Source organism: Bifidobacterium sp. ESL0784, from assembly GCF_029433295.1.
Taxonomy (GTDB): domain Bacteria; phylum Actinomycetota; class Actinomycetes; order Actinomycetales; family Bifidobacteriaceae; genus Bifidobacterium.
The window spans coordinates 126516-148435 of the sequence record NZ_JAQTHV010000002.1 but is presented as its reverse complement, the minus strand read 5'-3'; the positions used below and the strand labels follow the sequence as shown (position 1 = coordinate 148435).

Here is a 21920-nt window from a genome sequence, read left to right as displayed (position 1 = left end):
GATACTGATGCTGCCGGCACGGTTGTGCGGTTCCGGTCACGCTCCGATTATTTTGCGCAGGTTTGGCACATAGCGCCGTCCGACCGTTTCTTCCATGCCGCCGTCAAGGCTTGCGCTCATGTTCCCCGAATAGCTGAGTTTCAGTGAGCGTAAATGCCGTACACTGATAAGCGCTTGTCGCGATATTCGCACGAAGTCCGAAGGCAGCCGCGTCAGGAAATGAACGAGTGTGTCACGGGTGGTGAACGTGGTGATCGGAGGGCTTTTTCTCCCAGCGTTCTCTTTGCCGGCAAGGGCATGGATGTTGAGCATCTCCCCGTCGTTCTCTACTGCGACGATGGACGAAGTCGGTATGATTTCGAAGCCGCCGTTGGCTTCGATGGCGATGGTGTTCATGTTGCGTTGTTGCAATGCTTTGATCTCCTGCATCAGCTTGATGGTTTCCTTGGTTGCCTCACTTGCCTCGACAATGATATTGACATTGCCTTTCGGCAATTCGGGATTCTCGCGGAACGTAATGCTCATATGTTCTACCTGGTCCTTCCATCTTCTATCACGAGAATCGAATTGTTTATGAAAGCGGGCATATATTACCGAGGCCGATCGCCCTTATAAGCAATACCTACAATAATACATAATATGCTTGAATTGATGGGCATCCTTTGTTTTATTTCGAATTCAGGTCATTCCCCTAACATCTTTTAACCACGGATGGCCTGATTTGCCCTCAAGGTGGGTATGGTGGAATCGGGCAGTGGCAGGCAGGTCAGGCGGACAGTGCGATTTCCGTGAATACCCCGCTACGTTTCAATTGGGCGGTGCCAGCTCTTTTCACAGTTGCTTATTTCGTGATATTTGTTGTCGCCTATCGTTACTGGTCCATTAAAGATCGGTTCAATATGTATGCCCGGCACCGCAACGGGATGCTACGAAATCAGATAGCAGCCGGTTCTTGGTCTGATGCCGCAAATATGGAGCTGAGATGTTCGATTGTGGGAAATCGCTGATTTACCAGTTCGTTTATGCGCTTTTCTTTTCCGATCCAGATTGTCATATAGAACGTAGCGCAGATGGGTAATTTGATGTCCAGTGCAAAAGTTTGACGGCTTGACGAATAATTTATCGGAATTCGTTGTCCGGGTTTCGTTGATTCCCTATCTTATATAAATATATTTGATTTGTAACTTATTACCGATAAATCAAGAAACACCGTCTAATATATTTCCTCCGATTATGTTACAATTCATCCCGAAGGGGAAATCTATATGGGGGAGATTTGCGGATACCGGCTTTTTTAAGCCGGTACCTGTAAATCAAGGTTGCCTTGAGACCTTATAAAGGAAAATGAAATCTTGGAACAAGGCGGTAATCAGCCTTGTTGTTGCTTTTGCAATGGCGATCGGAACCGGAGTGGCTGCGTCCGCCGGTAGCGAGGGAAATCGGCGAACAGTATTACATATGCTGCCCGCAATTTCATTGTTGCCGTTGAGTTTTGTGTGATTGCTCGCGAATTCATGTTGGGAAGGTAGCATGAAACTGTGATTGACGTTAGTGAAAGCACTGAAGCGGAGCCGCACGGCTCTCTGGTGCTCGGACTGGGGCATGATGTGGTCGATATTGCGGCCTTCGCCGAGCAGCTGGATGAGCCGGGTTCGCGCGGAAGGCTCCTGTTTTCCGCTCGGGAGCTGAAGCAGGCCGCGATGCGTGCAAAGACCAAGCATGACGATGAGGCTGCACATCTGGCCGTTCGTTGGGCGGGCAAAGAGGCCGTGCTCAAGGCTTGGTGCGAGGCGCTTGGCGATCGGCCGAATCCGTATACCCTTGACGATTTTCCATGGACCCAGGTCGAGGTCCTCGACGATTCGCGCTCGCGGCCGCGTGTGGTGTTGGGTGATGCGTGTGAAGCGAAATTGCAGGCATCGTTGGATTCCGTGCATTCATTACGCTGGCATGTCTCCTTAAGCCACGACGGGCCCATTGCATCCGCAGTGGTTCTGTTGATCGGGTGATGTCGGCCGGGCATCGTTTCGTTGTTCAATTTTCGATGATTTGTATGTTATCAAAGTTGATAGTTTATGCTAACATATAGCTACCTACCGGTCGGTAACTAAGTGGTTATCCTCCAATTCAGGAATGGCCGGATTGGCAATAACTGAATGGAATATAGCTGGCACGCAGGGCTCAGAGATGAGGTTTGCGGGAAATAAAGGAAAGGTTGCACAATGACCAATCAGACAACACCAGTAACCAGCGCCAAGGATCTCAGTGTAGAAGAGCAGGCGGCGCTGACCAGTGGCACCAACCCGTGGAGCATCGGCTCTGTGCCTGAAGAAGGACTGCCGAACTACACCATCACCGATGGCCCCCATGGACTGCGCAAGGCTCAGAACCTCGAAGGCATGGATGTCGAAAAGGCCGTTCCCGCCACCTGCTTCCCCCCGGCCGCGGGCATGTCGTCAAGCTGGAATCCGGAACTGGTGAAGGAAACCGGCGAAGCGATGGGCGAGGAATGCATCCAGGAGCAGGTCGCGGTCATTCTGGGCCCTGGCATCAACATCAAGCGCAACCCGCTGGGCGGCCGCTGCTTTGAGTTCTGGAGCGAGGATCCCTATCTGGCTGGCCATGAGGCTGTCGGGGAGGTCGAAGGCATCCAGTCCAAGGGCATTGGCACGTCGCTCAAGCATTTCGCGGCCAACAACCAGGAGACCGACCGCATGCGCGTGAGCGCCAACATGTCGCAACGTACGCTTCGTGAGATTTACCTGCCTGGCTTTGAGCACATCGTCAAGACCGCCCAGCCCTGGACGATCATGTGCTCCTACAACAAGGTCAACGGCGTCTATTCTTCCCAGAACAAGTGGCTGCTGACCGACGTGCTGCGTGACGAGTGGGGCTTCAAAGGCATCGTCATGTCCGATTGGGGCGCTGTGCATGATCGTGCCGCCGCTTTGAACGCTGGCTTGAACCTCGAGATGCCGCCGACCAATACCGACGCCAAGGTCGTCTATGCGGTGCGCGACGGCGAGCTTAAGCCCGAGCAGCTCGAGAAGATGGCTCAAGGCATGATCGATCTGGTCTCGAAGACCCGTCCGGCCATGGAAAAGGGCCAGGCCGGCTATCGCTACGACGTCGACGCGCATGATGACGTCGCCCGCCGTGCCGCCCGCGAGGCCATGGTGCTCCTGAAGAACGACGATTCGCTGCTGCCGGTTAAGCCCGGCACCAAGCTGGCCGTTATCGGCGAATTCGCGCGCACTCCGCGTTATCAGGGCGCCGGCTCTTCGCTCATCAATCCGAACAAGCTCACCAGCTTCCTCGACGCTTTGAAGGAGCGTGGCATTGACGCGGACTTTGCGCCTGGCTTCACGCTCGAGGACGACCCTCAGGACCCGGCTCTGACCAGCGAGGCTGTTGCCGCCGCCAAAGGCGCCGACACCGTGCTGCTCTTCCTCGGCCTGCCTGCCGAATACGAATCCGAGGGCTTCGACCGCACCTCGCTCGACATCCCCGCCAAGCAGGTCGAGCTGTTGAAGGACGTGGCCGCTGCCAACAAGAACGTCGTGGTAGTCCTTTCCAACGGTTCCTCGGTCTCCATGCCGTGGGCCGATGACGCCAAGTCCATTCTCGAAGCTTGGCTCTTGGGCCAGGCCGGCGGCGCCGCAACCGCCGATGTCGTCTTCGGCGATGTAAGTCCGTCCGGCAAGCTCGCGCAGACGATCATCAATGACCTGGACGACGATCCGACCATGATGAACTGGCCGGGCGAGGAAGGCCACGTCGACTACGGCGAAGGAGTCTTCGTCGGCTATCGTTACTACGACACCTTCCACAAGCCGGTCGTATATCCGTTCGGTTATGGCCTGAGCTACACCACCTTCGAGATTTCGGACGCGAAGGCCGAGAAGACCGGCCCGCAGTCCGCTCGCGTCAGCGCAACCGTGAAGAACACGGGCGATGTTGCCGGCGCCGAGGTCGTGCAGTTCTATGTCGTCCCACCCAAGGAGGCCGTCGAGCGTCCCGTCCACGAACTCAAGGGCTTTAAGAAGGTCTACCTCGAGCCCGGGGAATCCGCCGAGGTTTGCGTCGATCTCGATTCCCGCGCCTTCGCCTACTGGTCCGAGCGTTTTGAGGGCTGGAAGGTCGAGGAAGGCACATACGGCATCGAGGTCGCCACGTCTTCGCGTGACATCGCCGACACCGTAACCGTCGATCTCGACGATGACGGCAAGGTCGCCAAGCTCACCGAATGGTCCACGTTCAAGGAATGGAAGGATGATCCGGTCGGTGGCCCGATCGTCGACAAGGTCGTGGCCAAGCTCGACAAGCAGTTCGGCCGCAACATCATGCCTGACAGCAGCCTGCTCGTAATGTTCGTCGACAGTTGCACCGTCGGCGGCATGGCCATGATGCTCGGTGCGGATGTTGCCGAGGAGCTTACCAAGAATCTTCTGGCGGAATATGCCAAGGTCAGCAAGTGACAACATTCAATCTGCCCGGCCATCGTTGATCGTTGGGTAGTCTGGATGAACGTGCAGCACGGAAACGTTGATACATCGTCATCAGCGCTTCCGTGCTTTTTCTTTGACTTATCGGAAAAGAAGAATGGCTTGATTCCGCCATTTCTGGAATCAGGCCTCGATGCTGGCGCAGCACGGAACATCAATTGGTATTGAATTCATCGTTTGGTGCTGCTTGCGGTGCTGCCTAGCTGTGATTGAGGAATATTGTCGCTTCATCGATCGCACAAGTCGATGGACGTGTCGCCAATTCCGTGCCTCGTGTATACTGAAAGTCGTTGTTTTGTGGGTTCTAGGGAACTTGCGGAATGGCACGCGGATGTAGCTCAATGGTAGAGCCTCAGTCTTCCAAACTGATTACGCGGGTTCGATTCCCGTCATCCGCTCTCTGGATGTTTTCATTTCCGTTTTCTGGGGTTCTCAAGTATTCTGTTCAAATTTTAGTCAAATGTTGACATAATAATGCGGAAATCTGGAAAATGTATTTCGTCAAATCCAATTTGACGGGAATTCGTCAATTTTTCAACCGTTGTTTCAAGTCTGTCCACGAGTCCTGTGAAACTGGTCATCAGCGTTGTTATGGGCCATTTTCCAAGTAAAATTTCATATTGAAGTTTTACTTTTAGGCATTACATTATTGTGTCTGGTAATCTTTGTGCATATCGACGTCAAATAATGATTAGCTAAACGTAAAAAGTTTGACATATTACAAAACTTTTGTATTAATGATTATAAGATGATATTTGATATCAAGGAAGAGCGCTTGCGGTTGGCCTCTTTCCTTCCGCATCAAAAGGAAAGTAATCCCATGAAGAAAAACTCCGTACTGTACCGTGCCGTCGGCGTGACGGCAGGCTTAGCGGTCTGTCTCGCCATGGCTGCAGGCACCGTGGGTGCTGCAAATGCAGGCCCGCACCATTCGGTGGGGTCCTCGCCATCTGTTGGCCCGCAATCCGATGTGTCGATGGTCGTCAAGGCCCTGCCTGGCAACACCCTCGGCGGACACACCTTCAAGTTCTATCAGCTTGGCAGTTACACAAACGTAGTACCGGTCTCCGGAACCATCACGGGCTTCGACCTTCAGGACGTGGCCGCCACGCAGCCCGCGCTGGCCGCCGCCTTGGGCGCCAAAGGCCATACGATCACCGGTTCCGCCGCGCACACATTGGCGCTGCTGAGCGAATCCGATCTGCATAATGTGGCGGTTCAGTTTGCCGCCAATCCCGGCGCCTCCTCTACCGCCATCGGCGACCAGAGCCCTGCTGCCGGTGCAACGTCCTTCACGGTGAACCTGCCCGCAGGCTATTACCTGATGACGGACAGCAAGGGCAGCCCCGTCATTTTCGCCACGCAGACCGAAGACGGCCGAAACGTTCAGGGGGATAACGCCTCGGTGACCATCAAGTCCACCGATGTGGAAAAGCCGCCCATCAACACCGACCCGAACACCGAACCGGGTGCGACGCCCACCAATCCGGCGGTTCCGGGAGATTCCGACCCGATTAGCAACCATCACATCGCCAAGATTGCCGGCGACCAGTCGGTCAGCCATCTGCACGGTGTGGTTTCGACCCCTGGTTCGGAGACCGGCCATAACACCGCTCCGACCCTGACTTTCGATACCCCCACCGGTTCCGGCAACGCCAGCATCACCGGCATCACGTTCAAGGTCAACGGCACCGCAACCAACCTTTCCCCGACGGTACCCGGTGGCCATACCTATGACCTGTCGGGCCTGCCTGCCGGCGCGAAGGTCGATTTCGTCGTCGCCGTCAGCGGGACGGACAAAGATGTCACAGCCACGTATTCGAGCACGCCGGAAGGCGCAAGCCCGGTAAGCGGCACCAGCGATCTGCTCCTGCTCTCCGTCAATCCGACGATCACGCTGCTTGACCAAGCCGACCACAGCATCAAAATCAACGGAGGCGCCTTTACACTCACCAAGCCCAGCGCCACCGATGAGCCTGCGGTCAGCAAGGATGTCACCACCGGGTCCGATGGCAAGGTCACCGTCCCTACCCTTGGCGTAGGCGATTACACGGTCACGCAGACCGCGACCGACGCGGACCATGCCCATGCCTTCCCGGTCTTCAAGTTCACCATCAGCGCCGACGGCAAGGTCACCGGTCTCAGCGAAACCGAGACACCGAGCTACAACCTGGTCGACAACACGATCACGGGGCTGCAGGCTGCGCCGAATCAGACCACAATGACCGCCGATCGCACCCCCGGCTTCACCGTCTACAACGTGAAGAACCTGGGCGAGTTGGCGACCACCGGCGGGTTCTACACCTGGCTGCTTTTCGCGATTGTCGCCGCACTAGCCTTGGTCGGGGCGCTCCTGTTCAAGCGCCAGCATGACAAGGCCGTCAAGGCCTGAAAGTCGCAAATGACAATGCTTTTATGACATTGCCCTGTGTGGGGGAACGCCTTTGCCGGGTGACGTCCGACAAGGGCGTTTCCCTCTATTTTCCCGCAAAGCAGATTGAAGCACCATGAACAGCATCCCGGGCCTCGATTCCTCGCCCTCGTGGATTCAGGTCGTCAAGGTGCCCGCCGACAAACGCTCGCACGGGTGGTCGAGAACCCACAACATGCTCTTAAGCCTCGCCGCGTGGCTGTGTATCGGCATCGCCATGGGTGCCCTGTTCATGGGTTTGGGGCTACGCCAATACCGCGCCGACCAAGCTACTCTGGATGGCCTCAGAACGGACGCCGCGCTCGCCGCGTGGCCTGCAGTTCAACGCGACAATGCCATACGCAAGGCGCAGGACTACAACGGTTATCTCGCCGAACACGGGCAACCCACGCTCGGGCATACGCCCGATCCCGGCGCGCCGGGCTATGCGGATCTACTGGATGCCGGAAACGGCGTCATGGGGCGCATCGTGATTCCGGCCATCGGCATCGATCTTCCCGTCTACCACGGCATCGGCACTAAAACGTTGGAACAGGGCATCGGTCATATGCCGGATTCCTCACTTCCGGTCGGAGGCCTTTCCACCCGTCCCATCCTTTCCGCCCATAACGGGCTGGCGGGCGCGAAATACTTCGATGACCTGCCCAAGTTGAAAATTGGCGACAGCATCATCGTCCACGTCATGGGGCGTACGCTTTACTACAAGGTCGAAAAATCGCAGACCGTCAGGCCCGATGATATCAATGATTTCCGTATCCAAGCCGGGCGCGACCTTATTACCCTGACCACCTGCACCAACGGCACCGCAACGCGTCTGGGTGTTACCGCACACCGCGTGCCCGGCCCGCTTTCCGATGCCAGCGCCCATGTCAACCTCGGGCGCAGCGAGGGGTGGATGGCGTTCATCGCCCTCGTCTGGCCGCTGATGACCTGCATCGGCTTGTGGCGCACTTGGCATGAGCGGCCGGTCTGTAGGCACCATGCAGAAGATGATACGATATGATAGAAAAAATATGAAATAATAATTCGCGTTGCGCTACGTCCACGAGTGGTTGCCGGGGCAAGTTATCAGATCGGTGATGGCTCTGGCCGATGTCTTTATAAGGCGGCTGGAATTTGCGGACAGTGAACGGCGAAATGCGTGTAATGCGATCCGGCTAAGAGCCGGTGAATCGGCATAAAGAGAGACCGAAGCGTAGAATGAGTCAATTGTGTGGATGAAAGGAACCGGAATGACTGCAGGAAGCGAAGCCGAAGGGGGCAAGGCTCAACGCGACGAGTCCGAAAACCGTAAGTCTGAGCGCGACGATAACGAGCGTGATGTGGTGAAAACCGGCGGGAACACGCAGGTTGAGGCGGAGAACAACGAGGCCGTCGAAATTGTGGAAGGCAAAGTCGAGAAGGTCAGCGTTTCCAAGCATCCCGAAGCCTCCATCCCTCAGACCGACCTTTCGCTGGCCGATATCAAACGCAGCCAATTCCGCCCCATGCGTTGGGTGGTCTATCTGGTCATCCTGCTTGTCGCCATCATTGCGCCGTATTGGTTCGGACGTGTGCTTGCGGTGCGTCACACCGCCCAGATAGTCAAGCTCTTAAGCCCATTCGCCCCGCAGGGCGTAGCGCTCGTTTCGTGGGCGGTGACCGTCTTCGCGCTCGCCACCTTCGCGCTTGCGTTTGTGGAAGCGCATTCATGGCTATGGCGTAATCTTTTCCTGCTTCTGCTGGCTTTCGAACAGCTGATCGGCGGCATCTGCCTGTTGAAATTCAAGTTCTGGTATTCCACGTACGTGGTCTACGGCTCTTCGTCGGCGCTGCCGAACGCGGCAAACCTTGGCATCATAGCGGCGTTGGTTGCGGCCGGCGTCTACGCGATTCTCTTCGTCGGCCTCTTGATCGGCATCAAGAAGGATTCCCCGTTGAACGTCCTGACCCGCAGCTGGGCCTCGTTCCTCATGTATTTCGTCATCGAGGGCATTGCCCTTTTGATTGTCCTCTTCGGTGGCATCCTCGCTGCCGTGTGACGCTGCTGCCATTGTGCTGCATTGACCGTCGCTGTGCGGTGCCGGTCGCCGCGCCATAATCATGAAGACGCGTGGAAAATCAGCCGAAATGGCCTCGAATCTCGATTTTTCTCACATGTTCGATTGAACGTGCGATAGAAATCAGGATTCGGGGTCGGAAGTGCTGATTTTCCTCACATCCATGGATCGAGAGGTAGAACGACGACGAATCAGGCCATGGTTTGGGGAATGGGGATTGCGTTCATCCGTACCTGTTCCTATACTTGAAACTTGGCGTGTATTCGCCCGCGGATAGAGAGCGCTTCGGCATCATGCCGATGGCACCGCGCAGCAACTATAAGGAGGATGCCGTGGCACTTACGGCTGAAGAAAAGCACGAGATCGTAACCAAGTATGCGACGCACGAAGGCGACACGGGTTCCCCCGAGGTCCAGGTTGCGCTGCTGAGCAAGCGTATCTCCGATCTGACCGAGCACCTGAAGACCCACCAGCACGACAACCACTCTCGTCGTGGTCTGCTGCTGATGGTCGGCGATCGTCGTCGTCTTCTCAACTATTTGAAGAAAGTCGACATCAACCGTTACCGCTCCTTGGTCGAGCGTCTTGGTCTTCGTCGATAGCTGTTGTATGCCCGGGCTTTGCGCTCGGGCTTTTTCAGAGGTCTGGTTGGACATGGACGGTACCAACCGTCTAAGAATGTTCGCGAGTGAAGAAATACCGACGACCCTAAGGTGAGGGTCGATAATTAAAGTATCTGGATATGTGTTCCGGCGTGATCGCCGCCAATGCTGCTTCAGACTGAGAAGTGAAAGTCGATGTGCCGACACCAGCGTGGGTGAGGCCAGGTAAGCCTTACAAAAATACACAAGGTCGGACGTTGACAAAGCATTTTGCAGTATGTTGGAAATAGGAAATTAAACAAAGGAGGAACCCTTGGAGGGTCCCGAAATCAAGGCCGTAGAGGCCGTTATTGACAATGGTTCATTTGGTAAACGTACACTGCGATTCGAGACGGGTCGTCTCGCGCAGCAGGCCGACGGCTCTGTAGCTGCCTACCTCGATGACGATTCGATGGTTCTTTCGACCACCACCGCCGGCTCAAGCCCGAAGGAAAACTACGATTTCTTCCCGCTCACCGTCGACGTGGAAGAGAAGATGTACGCCGCGGGCAAGATCCCGGGCTCGTTCTTCCGCCGCGAAGGCCGTCCTTCGAACGACGCCATCCTGGCCTGCCGCATCATCGATCGTCCGCTGCGTCCGCTCTTCCCGCACACGCTGCGTAATGAGGTCCAGGTCGTCGAGACCGTCCTCGCCTGCAACCCGGATGATGCCTACGACATGATCGCTTTGAACGCCGCTTCCGCGTCCACCATGATCTCCGGCCTGCCTTTCGAAGGCCCGGTCTCCGGTGTGCGCCTGGCGTTGGTTGATGGCCAGTGGGTCGCCTTCCCGCGTTGGAGCGAGCGTGACCGCGCGGTCTTCGAGATCGTCGTGGCCGGCCGTGTCATCGAAAACGGTGACGTCGCCATCGCCATGATCGAGGCCGGCGCTGGTAAGAACGCCTGGAACTTGATTTACGATGAGGGTCAGCAGAAGCCGGATGAGGAAGTTGTCGCCGGTGGCCTCGAGGCCGCCAAGCCGTTCATCAAGGTCATCTGCGAGGCTCAGAACGAGCTCAAGGAGAAGGCTGGCAAGACCAACGACAAGGAATTCCAGCTCTTCCCGGAATATACCGACGAGCTTTACAAGCGCATCGACGAGATCGCTCACAATGACCTCAACGATGCCCTTTCCATCGCCGCCAAGCTGCCGCGCCAGGAGCGCATCCACGAGATCAAGGAAGACGTCCGCGCCAAGCTCGCCGACGAATTCACCGACATGGATGACGCCGAGAAGGAAAAGGAACTCGGCAACGCCTTCAAGGAACTGCAGCGCCAGATCGTGCGCCGTCGCGTCCTGACCGAAGACTTCCGTATCGATGGCCGCGGTCTGCGCGATATCCGCACGCTTTCCGCTGAGGTCGGCATTGTGCCGCGCGTGCACGGCTCCGCACTTTTCCAGCGCGGCGAAACCCAGATCCTGGGCGTCACGACGCTGAATATGCTCAAGATGGAGCAAACGCTTGATTCCATCTCCGGGCCGCAGACCAAGCGTTACATGCACAACTACGAAATGCCGCCGTATTCCACCGGTGAGACCGGACGCGTCGGAAGCCCGAAGCGTCGCGAGGTCGGCCACGGTGCGCTCGCTGAAAAGGCGCTCGTGCCGGTGCTTCCCAGCAAGGAAGACTTCCCGTACGCCATCCGTCAGGTCTCCGAGGCCATCGGCTCCAACGGTTCCACTTCCATGGGCTCCGTCTGCGCCTCCACGCTTTCGCTGCTCGACGCAGGCGTTCCGCTGAAGGCTCCTGTTGCGGGCATCGCGATGGGCCTCATCTCCGGTGACGTCGACGGCAAGCACATCTACAAGACCCTGACCGACATCCTGGGTGCTGAAGACGCGTTCGGCGACATGGACTTCAAAGTCGCCGGCACTTCCGAATTCATCACTGCTCTCCAGCTCGACACCAAGCTCGACGGCATCCCCGCCGACGTTCTGGCCGCGGCGCTGCAGCAGGCGAAGGAAGCCCGCACCACCATTCTTGAGGTCATCAACGAGTGCATCGACGCCCCGGCCGAGATGAGCCCGTATGCCCCGCGCATCATCACCACCACCGTTCCTGTCGACAAGATCGGCGAGATCATCGGGCCCAAGGGCAAGATGATCAACCAGATTCAGGAAGACACCGGCGCCGACGTCAGCGTTGAGGACGACGGCACCATCTACATCGCTTCCGAAGGCGGCGACGGCGCGGAGAAGGCCAAGGCCACCATCGACGCCATCGCGCACCCGCACGTTCCCGCTGTCGGCGAGAACTTCAACGGCAAGGTCGTCAAGACTACAAGCTTCGGCGCGTTCGTCAACCTGACCCCCGGCACCGACGGCTTGCTGCATATTTCGCAGATTCGCAACCTGACCAACGGCGAGCGCATCGACGCCGTCGAGGACGTCTTGAAGGAAGGCGACACCGTTGAGGTGACCGTCCAGGGCGTCGACGACCGCGGCAAGATCTCGCTGGCCATCCCCGGCTTCGAGGATCAGGAATCCGGTCCGCGCGGTGGTGGCCGTGGCCCACGTCGTGATCACGACGATCGCGGTGGACGTGGCTATCGTGGCCACGGGCGCGACCGTGAGGATCGTGATGACCGTCGTCGTTCCGATCGCGACGATCGTGATGACCGTCGTTCCGGACATGGACGTGAGGACCGCGAAGACCGCGACGATGCCGATTTTGAGGATCGTCCACGTCGCCGTCGTGAGGATCGTGATGACCGTCGTCGTTCCGATCGCTATGATCGCGATGATCGTCGCGGCCGCGACCCTGAGGATCGCATCGAGCGCGATGACAGTGATGATTTTGAGGATCGTCCGCGCCGTCGTCGTTCCGATCGCGACGATCACGATGATTACCGTCGCTCCGACCGTCACGAAGGACGCCGTAGTGGCGGCTACCGTGGTGGCCGTCGCAACGACCGCAACCCGCGCTACGCGACCGACGATCACTATGACGAATATCGCGAGAATCGTGAAGAGCGCAGCGAGCGTCCGCGCCGCCGTGTCCGCCGCGACTTCGACCCGTTCGATGACTGATTGAACGATTGATTGGCTGGATAGTCGGTTGATTGTTGGTCGATCGTATCGTTAGATAACGGATAACTGGTCTGCAACCTGCTTGTTTTGGTTGCAGACCAGTTTGTATATCTGCTGATGCCTACTGCTCATTTAGGATTCTCACCGATCGTTTTCTGGCATTCGACCGGCTTTGTGCTAGAAGCGAGTCGTTTAGGGTCTCTCAGTGACCTGTTTCTAGCATCTTGCTTGGTTTGTGTTAGAAACAGGTCATTTTATTATCGTTTCATCTCTATTTTCAATGATTGATGTTGATTTGATGCGGTTTTTGGGAATGAATGTGTACGGCTCGACGGTTCACCCCGCGACACGCCTCAAATGTGGATAAGCCCTATCATTCGACCACAGTACCCGTTTTGGCTTGCATCTGCGCCCTACAAGTGGATTGAATGGGTATATGGAAAATGTACTCACGATTTCAAGACCGCGCCGCGCAGACACGCCGTTTGCGAGGCACAAAAGAATACTGTTGCCTGCCGAGGTAAAAGGCAGACGGGTCAAAAGGTTGCGGCCGCAAAAGTCACCTTCTACGATTTCCGCGATTCCACCGCCGGCGAGGCTGCCGGAATCCATGAAACCTCAGCCATATCGGCCGCAGAGTCCCTTGTCGGTGCCTGAATTGCCGCGTTCTCCTCAAGTGCTGAATGTACCCGATTTGTCGTTGAACGCGACCGCCCTGATGCTTCGACCCACTTCAACACAGAGGATTGCTGTTCTCCAGCCTCAAGCCGCTGGGGTAGCGCCATTGACATTAACCGAGCCTCCAATGCCGCAAACACAAAGATTGGGAGAAGTTTCTCGGACGAAAAAGAAAGGTCGAGACGAGACCGGTTGCACCTCGCCTGGGAATCCTCCGAAAAACAAAAGTATCGTCACCCATGCATTCGTCAAGCACACGGTCGTTTTCCTTTCCGCTAGCGGGGGAGTAGGACTGAGCGCCCTTTGCTCACTTGCCGCCTTGCAGCTCAATGATCAAGGCAGGCGTACGGCTTTGGTGGATGCGGACTTTGCTTCCGGTGGGCTCGATATTTTGCTTGGCCTGGAAAACGACAAAGGGCTGCGGTTCGGCACCTTGAACGCGCCATTGGGCAACATCGACGGCGACGTGCTGTGCAAACGGCTGCCGCATTGGGAAGACATCCCCGTTCTCGCTTTCGATTCATGGGATAGTCAGGTCCCGGAATGGTGGGAAGTCGAGGCCGTAATGGCAGCCTTGGGGCGCAGTGTTGATATGGTGCTCGTCGATGGTGCCGGTGGCCGGGTCGTCGGTATGGTTCCTGCACTGCGTTTGGCGCCGGTGGTGGTCGTCACTGAGCTTTCGGTGCTTGGCTTGGCCCGTGCCAAGGCCCTGCTGGGAAGGGTTGCTTCGGGTCGTCTCGGATCGGTTGGCCGACGCGACGATGGTCCTGCAGATGGCTGTATGGATTCGTGTGAATGCTCGTCCCGGCCGTTTTCGCAATCTTGTGAAGATGGTTTTGGCGAAGATGGCGAGGCCGGATACTTTGAAGACACCGGGACCACGCATCTGGCGGCGATTGTGGGCATCGAGCCGAGAGGCGTGTCGCGTCGGCGCGGTGTGGTGGACGTCAATGAGGCGAGCGAGTATTTGGGCCATCGGGTCCTCGGGCCGATATGTCCCAGCAGCGCGAGAATCAGCGATGTCTTGGAGGGCTTGGGTCTCAAGCTTGCGAAAGCCGACCGGACGGTGATGGCCGAGTTGGCCCATGCCGTCAGTGACGCGGTGGAAGGAGGCGAACGACATTGATGTTTGGACCTCTTGAGGATTTGGCGCATGAACCTGCACTGACCGATATCGCTGTGACCTGTGAGGGACGGGTGTGGGTCGATCGGGGCGGCGGCATGAGTGAGTACCATCCCGCGGTGCCGTTCCGCTCCCCGCAGGTCGTACGCGAGTATGCCACCCAGCTGTGTGCGCAGTTGGGCAAACGGCTCGACGACGCATGTCCCATCGCCGATGCCTCGAGTGTCGAGGGCATTCGCATCCATGCGGTCATCGCGCCGATTGTGCCGACCGGCGCCAGCATTTCCATACGGTTCCCAAGTCGAACGGTTCCAAGGCTGAGCGGTCTCGGTGCCAAGGGCCTATTCCCGTCCTCATGGTTCCCGCTGCTCTGTGGTCTGGTCAGCAAGCGTGCGACGATTCTGATTACCGGCGGTACCGGGGCCGGCAAGACCACGTTGCTGAAAGCCTTGCTCGCCCAGGCCGACCCTGCCGAACGCGTCGTCAGCGTCGAGGAGGTTAGGGAATTGGGTACGCTTGGCCGTGGCAACCACGTTTCCCTCGTCGTTCGTGAGGCCAACGTGGAGGGTGCCGGTGCGATTGGCCTGCCGGATTTGGTGAAGGCGACGTTGCGTATGCGCCCTGATCGCATCATTCTGGGTGAATGCCGTGGCGAGGAGATAGCCGACCTCCTGCGTGCTTTCAATTCCGGGCACCACGGAGGTATGGTCACCCTGCACGCCGACAGCGTCGATCGCGTGCCTTCCCGGCTGGTGTCGTTGGGGCTGTTGGCCGGGCTCAATCAGCCGGCATTGACCATGCTTGCCGCCGGGGCCTTTGACGTGGTCCTTCATCTCGAACGCAGCAATGGCAAGCGGCGAATCGCGCAAATCGGCAGACTTTCCAAGGATTCCGAGCATTTCGTCGGCGAGCCGATATCGACTTGGAGCGGCATCGGGATGCCGGTGCCCGGACCGGGATGGGACGCTTTCCTCAGCCATTGGGCGGGGTGATTGCATGGATTGCTATGCGTTGGTGGCCGCGCTTTTGCTTGTCGGCGCGGTTCTTTGTCTTGGTTGGCCAAACGAAACAGGCAAGCACGAGGCGCTCGCTCCAACAGGCGCTGCGTCTTCGGACACGCGTAAGGCAGGCATCCTTTCGTGTATCGATGCGCTGAGGGCCTCGGTCAAGGCAGGTGGGTCGCTTGAGGAGGCTTTTGGCGAGCAGATGCAGGGCGAACCCCTCAGCGAAACCCCCACCATGCCTGATTTGGCGCAATTGCAGGACATCCTGTATGCCCAATTGGGCAAGAAGGAGACGGTGGATCAGGCGAATCAGGCGGCCATAGAGCTGGATCTGGCATGCAAACTCAGCAAAACCCTTGGGTGTGAGGCCTCTCATTGTCTGGATGCCGTTGCTTCGTCCTATAAACGCAACCGGATGATGAAGACTTTGAAAGACAATGCCTTTACCGTGCCGAAATCAACGGTGAAGCTTCTTTCTTTATTGCCGCTGGCCACCCTCGTTTTGGCGCAGCTGATGGGTGCCTCGCCTCTGGCCTTTCTCTTCGGCAATGGCGCTGGTCGGGTTTGCCTATTATTGGGGGCCGGCACCTATGGATTGGGCATGCTATGGATGAAGGCGCTGATGGACGGTGTGGATGCGGCCGAAGGCGCCACGAGGGAAAAGAATGAAGACGCCTTTTGAAATGTATTGCAATAGTAGAGGTCGATGAACATGGATGCGTTGGTTTCAGCATGTCTGGCGGCGCTCGCGTGGATGCTCTGGTACCCGCCGGCACAAATGCTTGCGCGGCAATTGGGCGCTTTGGGCAAGACCGTGGCGGCCGGCCCCTCCCTGGGGGTCATTTTGGAGATGATGGCGGTGGCCATGCGCGAAGGTTCCTCGATTCCGCACGCGCTCGATGTCATCGGCTCAATTGTTGGCGGGACGTTGGGCTGTGGGCTTTGCCGGGCCTCGCATTCGCTGATGTTGGGGTTCAGTTGGGAAGATTCATGGTTTGCCGCTTCCTTGGCCTGCCAGAAGGCCGGCGAACGAAACGGGCAAAGTTCCGAGCCGGACGGCAGACATCGCGGAAAACGCCGGAATGACGACGACGATTCATCTTCGGCTGATGTCGCTTTCACGCTTGATGCGTTGGGCATCATCGACGATGCCCTGAAAAGCACCTGGACCCGCGGTGTTTCGCCGGTCGGCCCATTGGAAAGCGCGGTCGAGCAGCTTGACGCCAGAGCCCGTGCAACAATCGAGCAATCGGCCCAGAGGCTTTCGGTCAAACTCCTTCTACCCACGGGGCTCTGTTTCCTTCCCTCTTTCATGCTCATCGGCATCATCCCCGCCATCGGTTCGTTTATTGGTCATTGAAACAAAGCGGCTGGGCCTATAAATGTCGCTTGGTGCGATGGAAGTGGAAATCGTCTTTTACTGCTCTTTGGTTTTGGCAGCGTAGCGATGGCTGGATTTTCAAACTGGTGAATTTATTTTCCGATATGCCACAGGAATTGTGAATCTGTGCCTATCTATCCGTATTTATCAGATTCCAGTAGATTCTACAATGTTGACAACCTATTGGTATTCCACATTTTCATACACAATTTCTGTGGACGAAAACCGTGACACGCCCGGAATGTGCACAACCCCGAGCATCCGACCACACTCCCCGAAATCGCCACGGTAAACGACCAAGTTCTGTCAGACTGGGGGTATCGCAACCCACATCGGCTGCGATGAAGAAATGTCAGAGATATCAAAGGAGTAATCATGAGTAGGGAATTAATAGCTATCGATCAAACCAATACCGGCGTTGCAGCAGGTTTTGTCTCTCGGCTTTCCGAACGCTCAAGGCAGGTCAAAGGGCAGTTATGCCTGTTGGATGCACGTTTCCGCACCGCCATGACAGCACCGGACGAAGGCGCGGCGACGGCGGAATACGCGGTGGTTCTGGTAGCCGCCACGGGATTTGCCGCGGTTTTGGTGGCCCTGCTCAAATCCGGGGCCGTAAAGACGTTGTTGATGGCATTGGTCAAGAAGGCGCTCAAGGTGGTCTGATTTTCCCTGTTTTCTCGTCGAAACAACGAAAATGAACGATGTGGATTGCAGAGAGGATGCAGTGCATGATGTCACTTCAAAAGATGCAATCGCAAGAACCGGCTGACCGCCATCGCCATAGGTGTTTCACCCCGATGGTGGTCAGCAAGGTGGAAAGCAGAAGTTGTCGGCCGATTGTGTGGGCACATTGTTTGCGTCAACGGTTCCGTGCCTATATGACCGGTGCTCAGCATTGGCGTTTTGACGATTTCGGATCTCGCAGGCAAGCTTGCGGCGATGAAGGCGCCGTCACCGCTGAATTTGCCGTGGTGCTTCCGGCCGTGATGGCGATGGCCGTACTGCTGATGATGCTGGCTCGGGCGGTCACAGTGGAGATGAACTGCCAGGATGCCGCCTCCGCGGCCGCCCGTGTGGCTGTCGTGTCCAGCAGCGACACGGAGGCTCGTCTTGCAGCCCAGGATGCCGCCGGTGGTGATGCCAGTGTCTCCATATCCCGAGGTTTCAAACAGGTCAGGGTGACGGTGAGTTGCCGCGTGGTGCCCGATCCCATGCATGTGCTTCCCACGGCTGTGGTCGGCAAAGCGACGGGGGTAATTCAATGATGGGCCGGCAGCACAAGCGCTGCGGTGCCGGAAAAGAGCTGAAAGGCATTGAGATGATGAAGCTCGACAAAAGCGAAAGCAAGTGTCATGGCTGTTCGCCTTTGCATGATTTTCGATCTGAAGTGTCGAATCGGGTGAGGCGATGCTCTGCTTTGCCTGTGTTTGGCAGGTCGGCATCGGCTTCGACGGTTGCACATCACGGGCTGCGAAACAATGGCATATGTGACGAGGGTTCCGGAACCATTAACGGGGTCATGCTGATCGCTGTTGCCGCGGTGCTGCTATCGGCCATTGCCTTGGGCGGCAATCTACTGGTCTGTATCTCGCAAGCTCGCTCTGCCGCCGATCAGGCTGCCATCGCGGGAGCATCGTCGGCTCGTGACGGTGATTTCGACCCATGCATCAAATCCCGCTTGGCTTCAACACTCAACAAGGCGGCAGTGATCACTTGCACGGTAGATGAAGAAGATGTCACCGTCAACGTTGCCGTGAAAACCGCGGTTCCGTTCGTCCCCACGGTCGCCCGCATGGCCCGGGCAGGGCCGGTAGAATGTTCATAGGAATTCCGATGGATGTCAACGTTGTTGTTGGCGCGACGCAATGGGATGGTTGCGATCCTTGCAGCCGGTAGGATTCGGGTTCTCTTTCAACGGCTCTGACGTATGCTCTCCAGTGGACGAGTTAAAGACCGTGAACGCGACGGCCATCACTGACCCGACGCGCTTGGAAGGCTGAAAGAGGGCGAATCCGCTTGCCAAATATTTCTCAAAAATAGTCGGGTGAAGGTAGGTTATAGAGTATGGCACTTGCATTGTATCGACGGTATCGGCCAGACACATTTGACGGCATTATTGGCCAGGATCAGGTCACGGTCCCGCTTTCCCGGGCGTTGGATGAGGGCAAGCTCACTCATGCCTATCTCTTCAGCGGCCCGCGTGGCTGCGGCAAGACCAGTTCGGCCAGGATACTGGCCCGTTGCATCAATTGTGCCAAAGGTCCGACTTCGCATCCGTGCGGCGAATGCGAAAGTTGTAAGGACTTGGCCACCGGCGGACCCGGCTCGATTGACGTGGTCGAGATCGACGCCGCCAGCCACAACGGCGTCGAGGACGCGCGTGAACTGCGCGAGCGCGCCGCGTTCGCCCCGGCCCGCGACCGTTACAAGATTTTTATCCTTGACGAGGCCCACATGGTCACCCAGCAGGGGTTCAACGCTTTGCTCAAGATTGTGGAGGAACCGCCGGAACATGTCATGTTCATCTTTGCCACCACCGAGCCCGACAAGGTCATCTCGACGATTCGCTCGCGCACCCATCATTATCCGTTCCGTCTCGTGCCTCCAGAGGTCATGGGTCCTTATCTGGAAGAAGTGTGCGACAACGAACATATCGACTTGGAACCGGGCGTGCTGAAGCTCACCATGCGTGCCGGCGGCGGTTCCGTGCGGGACACGCTTTCCGTGCTCGACCAGCTAATGGCCGGTGCCGTTGATAATGAAGTGTCCTACGATTCCGCTGTAGCCTTACTCGGCTTCACCCCCGACGAGCTTATCGGCGAGGCGATCGACGCCGTCATCGACAAGGATGGCGAAAAGCTTTACGGGGTCGTCGAGAAAGTGGTCGTTGGCGGTTTCGAGCCGCGTCGGTTCGTGGAGGATCTGCTCTCCCGTGTCCGTGACCTCCTTGTGCTCACCCTTGGCGGTGAGAAGGCAGAAAGTGTGTTGAGCGACGACTCCGCGGTAGAGGATATGAGCGACCTTCATCGTCAGTCTTCGGCGTTGGGTCTTTCGACGCTTACCGCGATGGCCGAGACCATCAACGACACTTTGGGCAATATGACCGGAGCGATTTCACCGCGAATGCGTCTGGAACTTCTGGCCGCGAAACTCCTGGCCGGGCGCGAGAACGGCTTTGCGCCGGGCGTCGCTTCGGCCAGTTCCGTCGTCTCCTCAACTGTTGCCGGCCCTCCAGCCAACAATAACGGAGTCCCTCAGAACGCTAATCCGTCACAAGGTCGAGGCGGCTTCATCGGTTCGAGCAGAAATGCCGCGAATCACCAGCAAGGCAATCGTCAGGTTCAAACCCAGCCGGCACCCGCATCCGAAGGTTTTGCGCCGAACACCACGGCACGAGCTCAGCAGGCCGACAATAATGTCAACGGGCAGAATGCTGCCGGCAACGGCACTCATACTCCGAATACCAATGGTGAATCCAGCGGATGGCAAGGCAACGTGCAAGGTGCTAACGGACAAAGTCCGCAACCTTCCGTCCGAGGCAACGCAACCGCCGGTGTTGACGCGAACACACATGCACAGCAGAACGGCCAAACTGCTGCGCCGCTCAAAGTGAACGTTGATCCGAATGCCACCGTCGAGGAAAAGTGGGACGCAGTGCTCAAGGCGTTGCCGGAAAATGTGCGTGAGTATGTCGCTTATGGCAAGGTGCCCACCGTTTCGTTGGCGACCAATAATGCCGGCAAGTCCCGTCTTTCGATGACCTTCGACTGCGCTCTGAGCCAACACGCTTTCGCGCTGGCGCTCGCCTCCGATGCCGAACACAACGGGCAGAAAGCCGCCAACGTGGTGCTGGACGGTGTGCGTTCCGTTTTTGGCCCGCACACCATGATCGCCCCTACCGGCGTCGCTGCGAACGGCGAAAAGGTCATTTCCACCAAGCGCATGAAGCCGGAGGAGCTTGCCAAGGTCAAGCGTGACATTGCGGTTGCCAAGGTTTCGGCCACTGGCGGATTGGGTATGGCTGCCGGGAAGGGCGGCCATAGCGCTTCGGCTCCCAAAGAACAGAAGAAGTCGGATGCCGATGCCGCCGGTGAATCCGATGATTCCTCACATCGAGCTGCTCACCCGGAAAACGGGAGCGGCAAACGCGAAGACCGCATAAGTGAAGCCGATAGTGGTGACGTGCAAACAGAAAACGTTTCATCACAGCGTGTCGATATCGCTACGAACACGTTCGCTTCAGTGCCGCCGCACAAAGGCGGAAGCTCCTCGAACCCGTCAACGATGGGCCCTGGATCGCAAAACCCTATGGATGCCGATTACGATCCATGGATGAACCCATTGCCCACCCCAGGTTCCCGGAATGCAACGGCTTCCAATCCGACTGCCCGGCAAACAGGACGGGTTCCCGGTGCCGCTGCCCCGCAAGATTTCGATGGCAATGGAGCAGGCCTCCCGTCATTCGCCGATGAATCGGAAAACCGACCTGCCGAACACCATAAGAAACATATCGCCGTGCCCGACATCAGTGATGGCATTGACCCTTGGGCCACCCCTGCACACGTGCAGGAGGCTGGCGATTCCAACCCCGGCGTAAGCGCCGCTGATGGCGGTTCGGCTGCCCGGCAGCCGGCAAACGGCAACGGTCCCCACGACTCGGTGTCTACAGGCAATTTCGATAATTGGCAGACCAGACCGCCGGATTCTTCCGGCAATGGTCCCTATGCTTCAACGAGCAGCAAAAATAGTGCTGGAGCCCCGGTTTCCCAGGAATCCGATAATCAAAGCAAATCCGCCGCTGCGAATGTCAGTCCTTCGGACAATCCCGACGACAGGGGAGACGTGGCTGCACGCTTCCATGATGCCGACCTGGCCGATGAGCCCGAACAAGGTCCGCAAGTGGCTGCCGAAGACGATGACTATTCGTTGAATGACCAGTCATTGGGCGATGCCACGGCAGTGGGGCTGGACGAGCTCTCGAAGCTCTTCGAAGTCAAGAAGGTCGAGGATTTCAAGGCGGATGATCCGAAGAACCCGAAGAACATCAAACCGGTCGAGCGGCATTCCGAAGAGGAGAAACGATAGCA

Annotated in this window: 16 protein-coding genes and 1 tRNA gene; 16 read left to right on the top strand and 1 reads right to left on the bottom strand. The window is 57.4% G+C overall.

Annotated features, from left to right (window positions below):
• Positions 1-36: 36 nt before the first annotated feature.
• Complete coding sequence (locus PT279_RS03210; RefSeq protein ID WP_277165392.1) at positions 37-525, bottom strand: LytTR family DNA-binding domain-containing protein; 489 nt, start codon at positions 523-525, stop codon at positions 37-39.
• 1061 nt (positions 526-1586) lie between these two features.
• Here PT279_RS03210 and PT279_RS03205 point away from each other — a divergent pair.
• From PT279_RS03205 to dnaX, 16 genes are all read left to right on the top strand, one after another.
• Entirely contained in the window at positions 1587-2009 is a 423-nt protein-coding gene (locus tag PT279_RS03205) for a holo-ACP synthase (protein WP_277165921.1), read from the top strand.
• A 213-nt stretch (positions 2010-2222) separates the two neighbouring features.
• Positions 2223-4478 (top strand): exo-alpha-(1->6)-L-arabinopyranosidase, encoded by a 2256-nt coding sequence (locus PT279_RS03200; RefSeq protein ID WP_277165390.1) that lies wholly within the window; start codon positions 2223-2225, stop codon positions 4476-4478.
• 354 nt (positions 4479-4832) lie between these two features.
• Positions 4833-4903 (top strand) — tRNA-Gly (locus tag PT279_RS03195).
• A 422-nt stretch (positions 4904-5325) separates the two neighbouring features.
• Positions 5326-6897 (top strand): SpaA isopeptide-forming pilin-related protein, encoded by a 1572-nt coding sequence (locus PT279_RS03190; protein WP_277165388.1) that lies wholly within the window; start codon positions 5326-5328, stop codon positions 6895-6897.
• 115 nt (positions 6898-7012) lie between these two features.
• Positions 7013-7939: a class C sortase gene (locus PT279_RS03185; RefSeq protein WP_277165386.1), complete on the top strand. Its 927-nt coding sequence runs from the start codon at positions 7013-7015 to the stop codon at positions 7937-7939.
• A gap of 229 nt (positions 7940-8168) precedes the next feature.
• Entirely contained in the window at positions 8169-8957 is a 789-nt protein-coding gene (locus tag PT279_RS03180; protein ID WP_277165384.1) for a hypothetical protein, read from the top strand.
• A gap of 350 nt (positions 8958-9307) precedes the next feature.
• On the top strand, positions 9308-9577 hold the full coding sequence (rpsO, locus tag PT279_RS03175; protein WP_277142331.1) for a 30S ribosomal protein S15: 270 nt from the start codon (positions 9308-9310) through the stop codon (positions 9575-9577).
• A gap of 313 nt (positions 9578-9890) precedes the next feature.
• On the top strand, positions 9891-12647 hold the full coding sequence (locus tag PT279_RS03170; protein WP_277165381.1) for a polyribonucleotide nucleotidyltransferase: 2757 nt from the start codon (positions 9891-9893) through the stop codon (positions 12645-12647).
• 805 nt (positions 12648-13452) lie between these two features.
• Complete coding sequence (locus tag PT279_RS03165; RefSeq protein WP_277165379.1) at positions 13453-14451, top strand: hypothetical protein; 999 nt, start codon at positions 13453-13455, stop codon at positions 14449-14451.
• Positions 14451-15440, top strand: coding sequence for an ATPase, T2SS/T4P/T4SS family (locus PT279_RS03160; protein ID WP_277165917.1), 990 nt, complete (start codon positions 14451-14453; stop codon positions 15438-15440). The genes PT279_RS03165 and PT279_RS03160 overlap by 1 nt, the downstream gene beginning before the upstream one ends.
• Positions 15441-15444: 4 nt before the next feature.
• Positions 15445-16134 carry a hypothetical protein gene (locus PT279_RS03155; protein ID WP_277165377.1) on the top strand — a complete coding sequence of 230 codons (690 nt, stop codon included), beginning with the start codon at positions 15445-15447 and terminating at the stop codon, positions 16132-16134.
• Between the two features lie 24 nt (positions 16135-16158).
• Positions 16159-16812 (top strand): tadC protein, encoded by a 654-nt coding sequence (locus PT279_RS03150; protein ID WP_277165375.1) that lies wholly within the window; start codon positions 16159-16161, stop codon positions 16810-16812.
• Between the two features lie 396 nt (positions 16813-17208).
• The gene (locus tag PT279_RS03145; protein WP_277165373.1) at positions 17209-17496 is read left to right on the top strand and encodes a DUF4244 domain-containing protein; all 288 of its coding nucleotides are present in this window, start codon (positions 17209-17211) and stop codon (positions 17494-17496) included.
• A gap of 65 nt (positions 17497-17561) precedes the next feature.
• Entirely contained in the window at positions 17562-18098 is a 537-nt protein-coding gene (locus tag PT279_RS03140) for a TadE family type IV pilus minor pilin (RefSeq protein ID WP_348519363.1), read from the top strand.
• A gap of 53 nt (positions 18099-18151) precedes the next feature.
• Positions 18152-18658, top strand: a complete 507-nt coding sequence (locus PT279_RS03135) for an Rv3654c family TadE-like protein (RefSeq protein WP_348519368.1) — start codon at positions 18152-18154, stop codon at positions 18656-18658.
• Positions 18659-18897: 239 nt separating this feature from the next.
• Positions 18898-21918, top strand: coding sequence for a DNA polymerase III subunit gamma/tau (dnaX, locus tag PT279_RS03130; RefSeq protein WP_277165371.1), 3021 nt, complete (start codon positions 18898-18900; stop codon positions 21916-21918).
• The last annotated feature ends 2 nt before the right edge of the window (positions 21919-21920 follow it).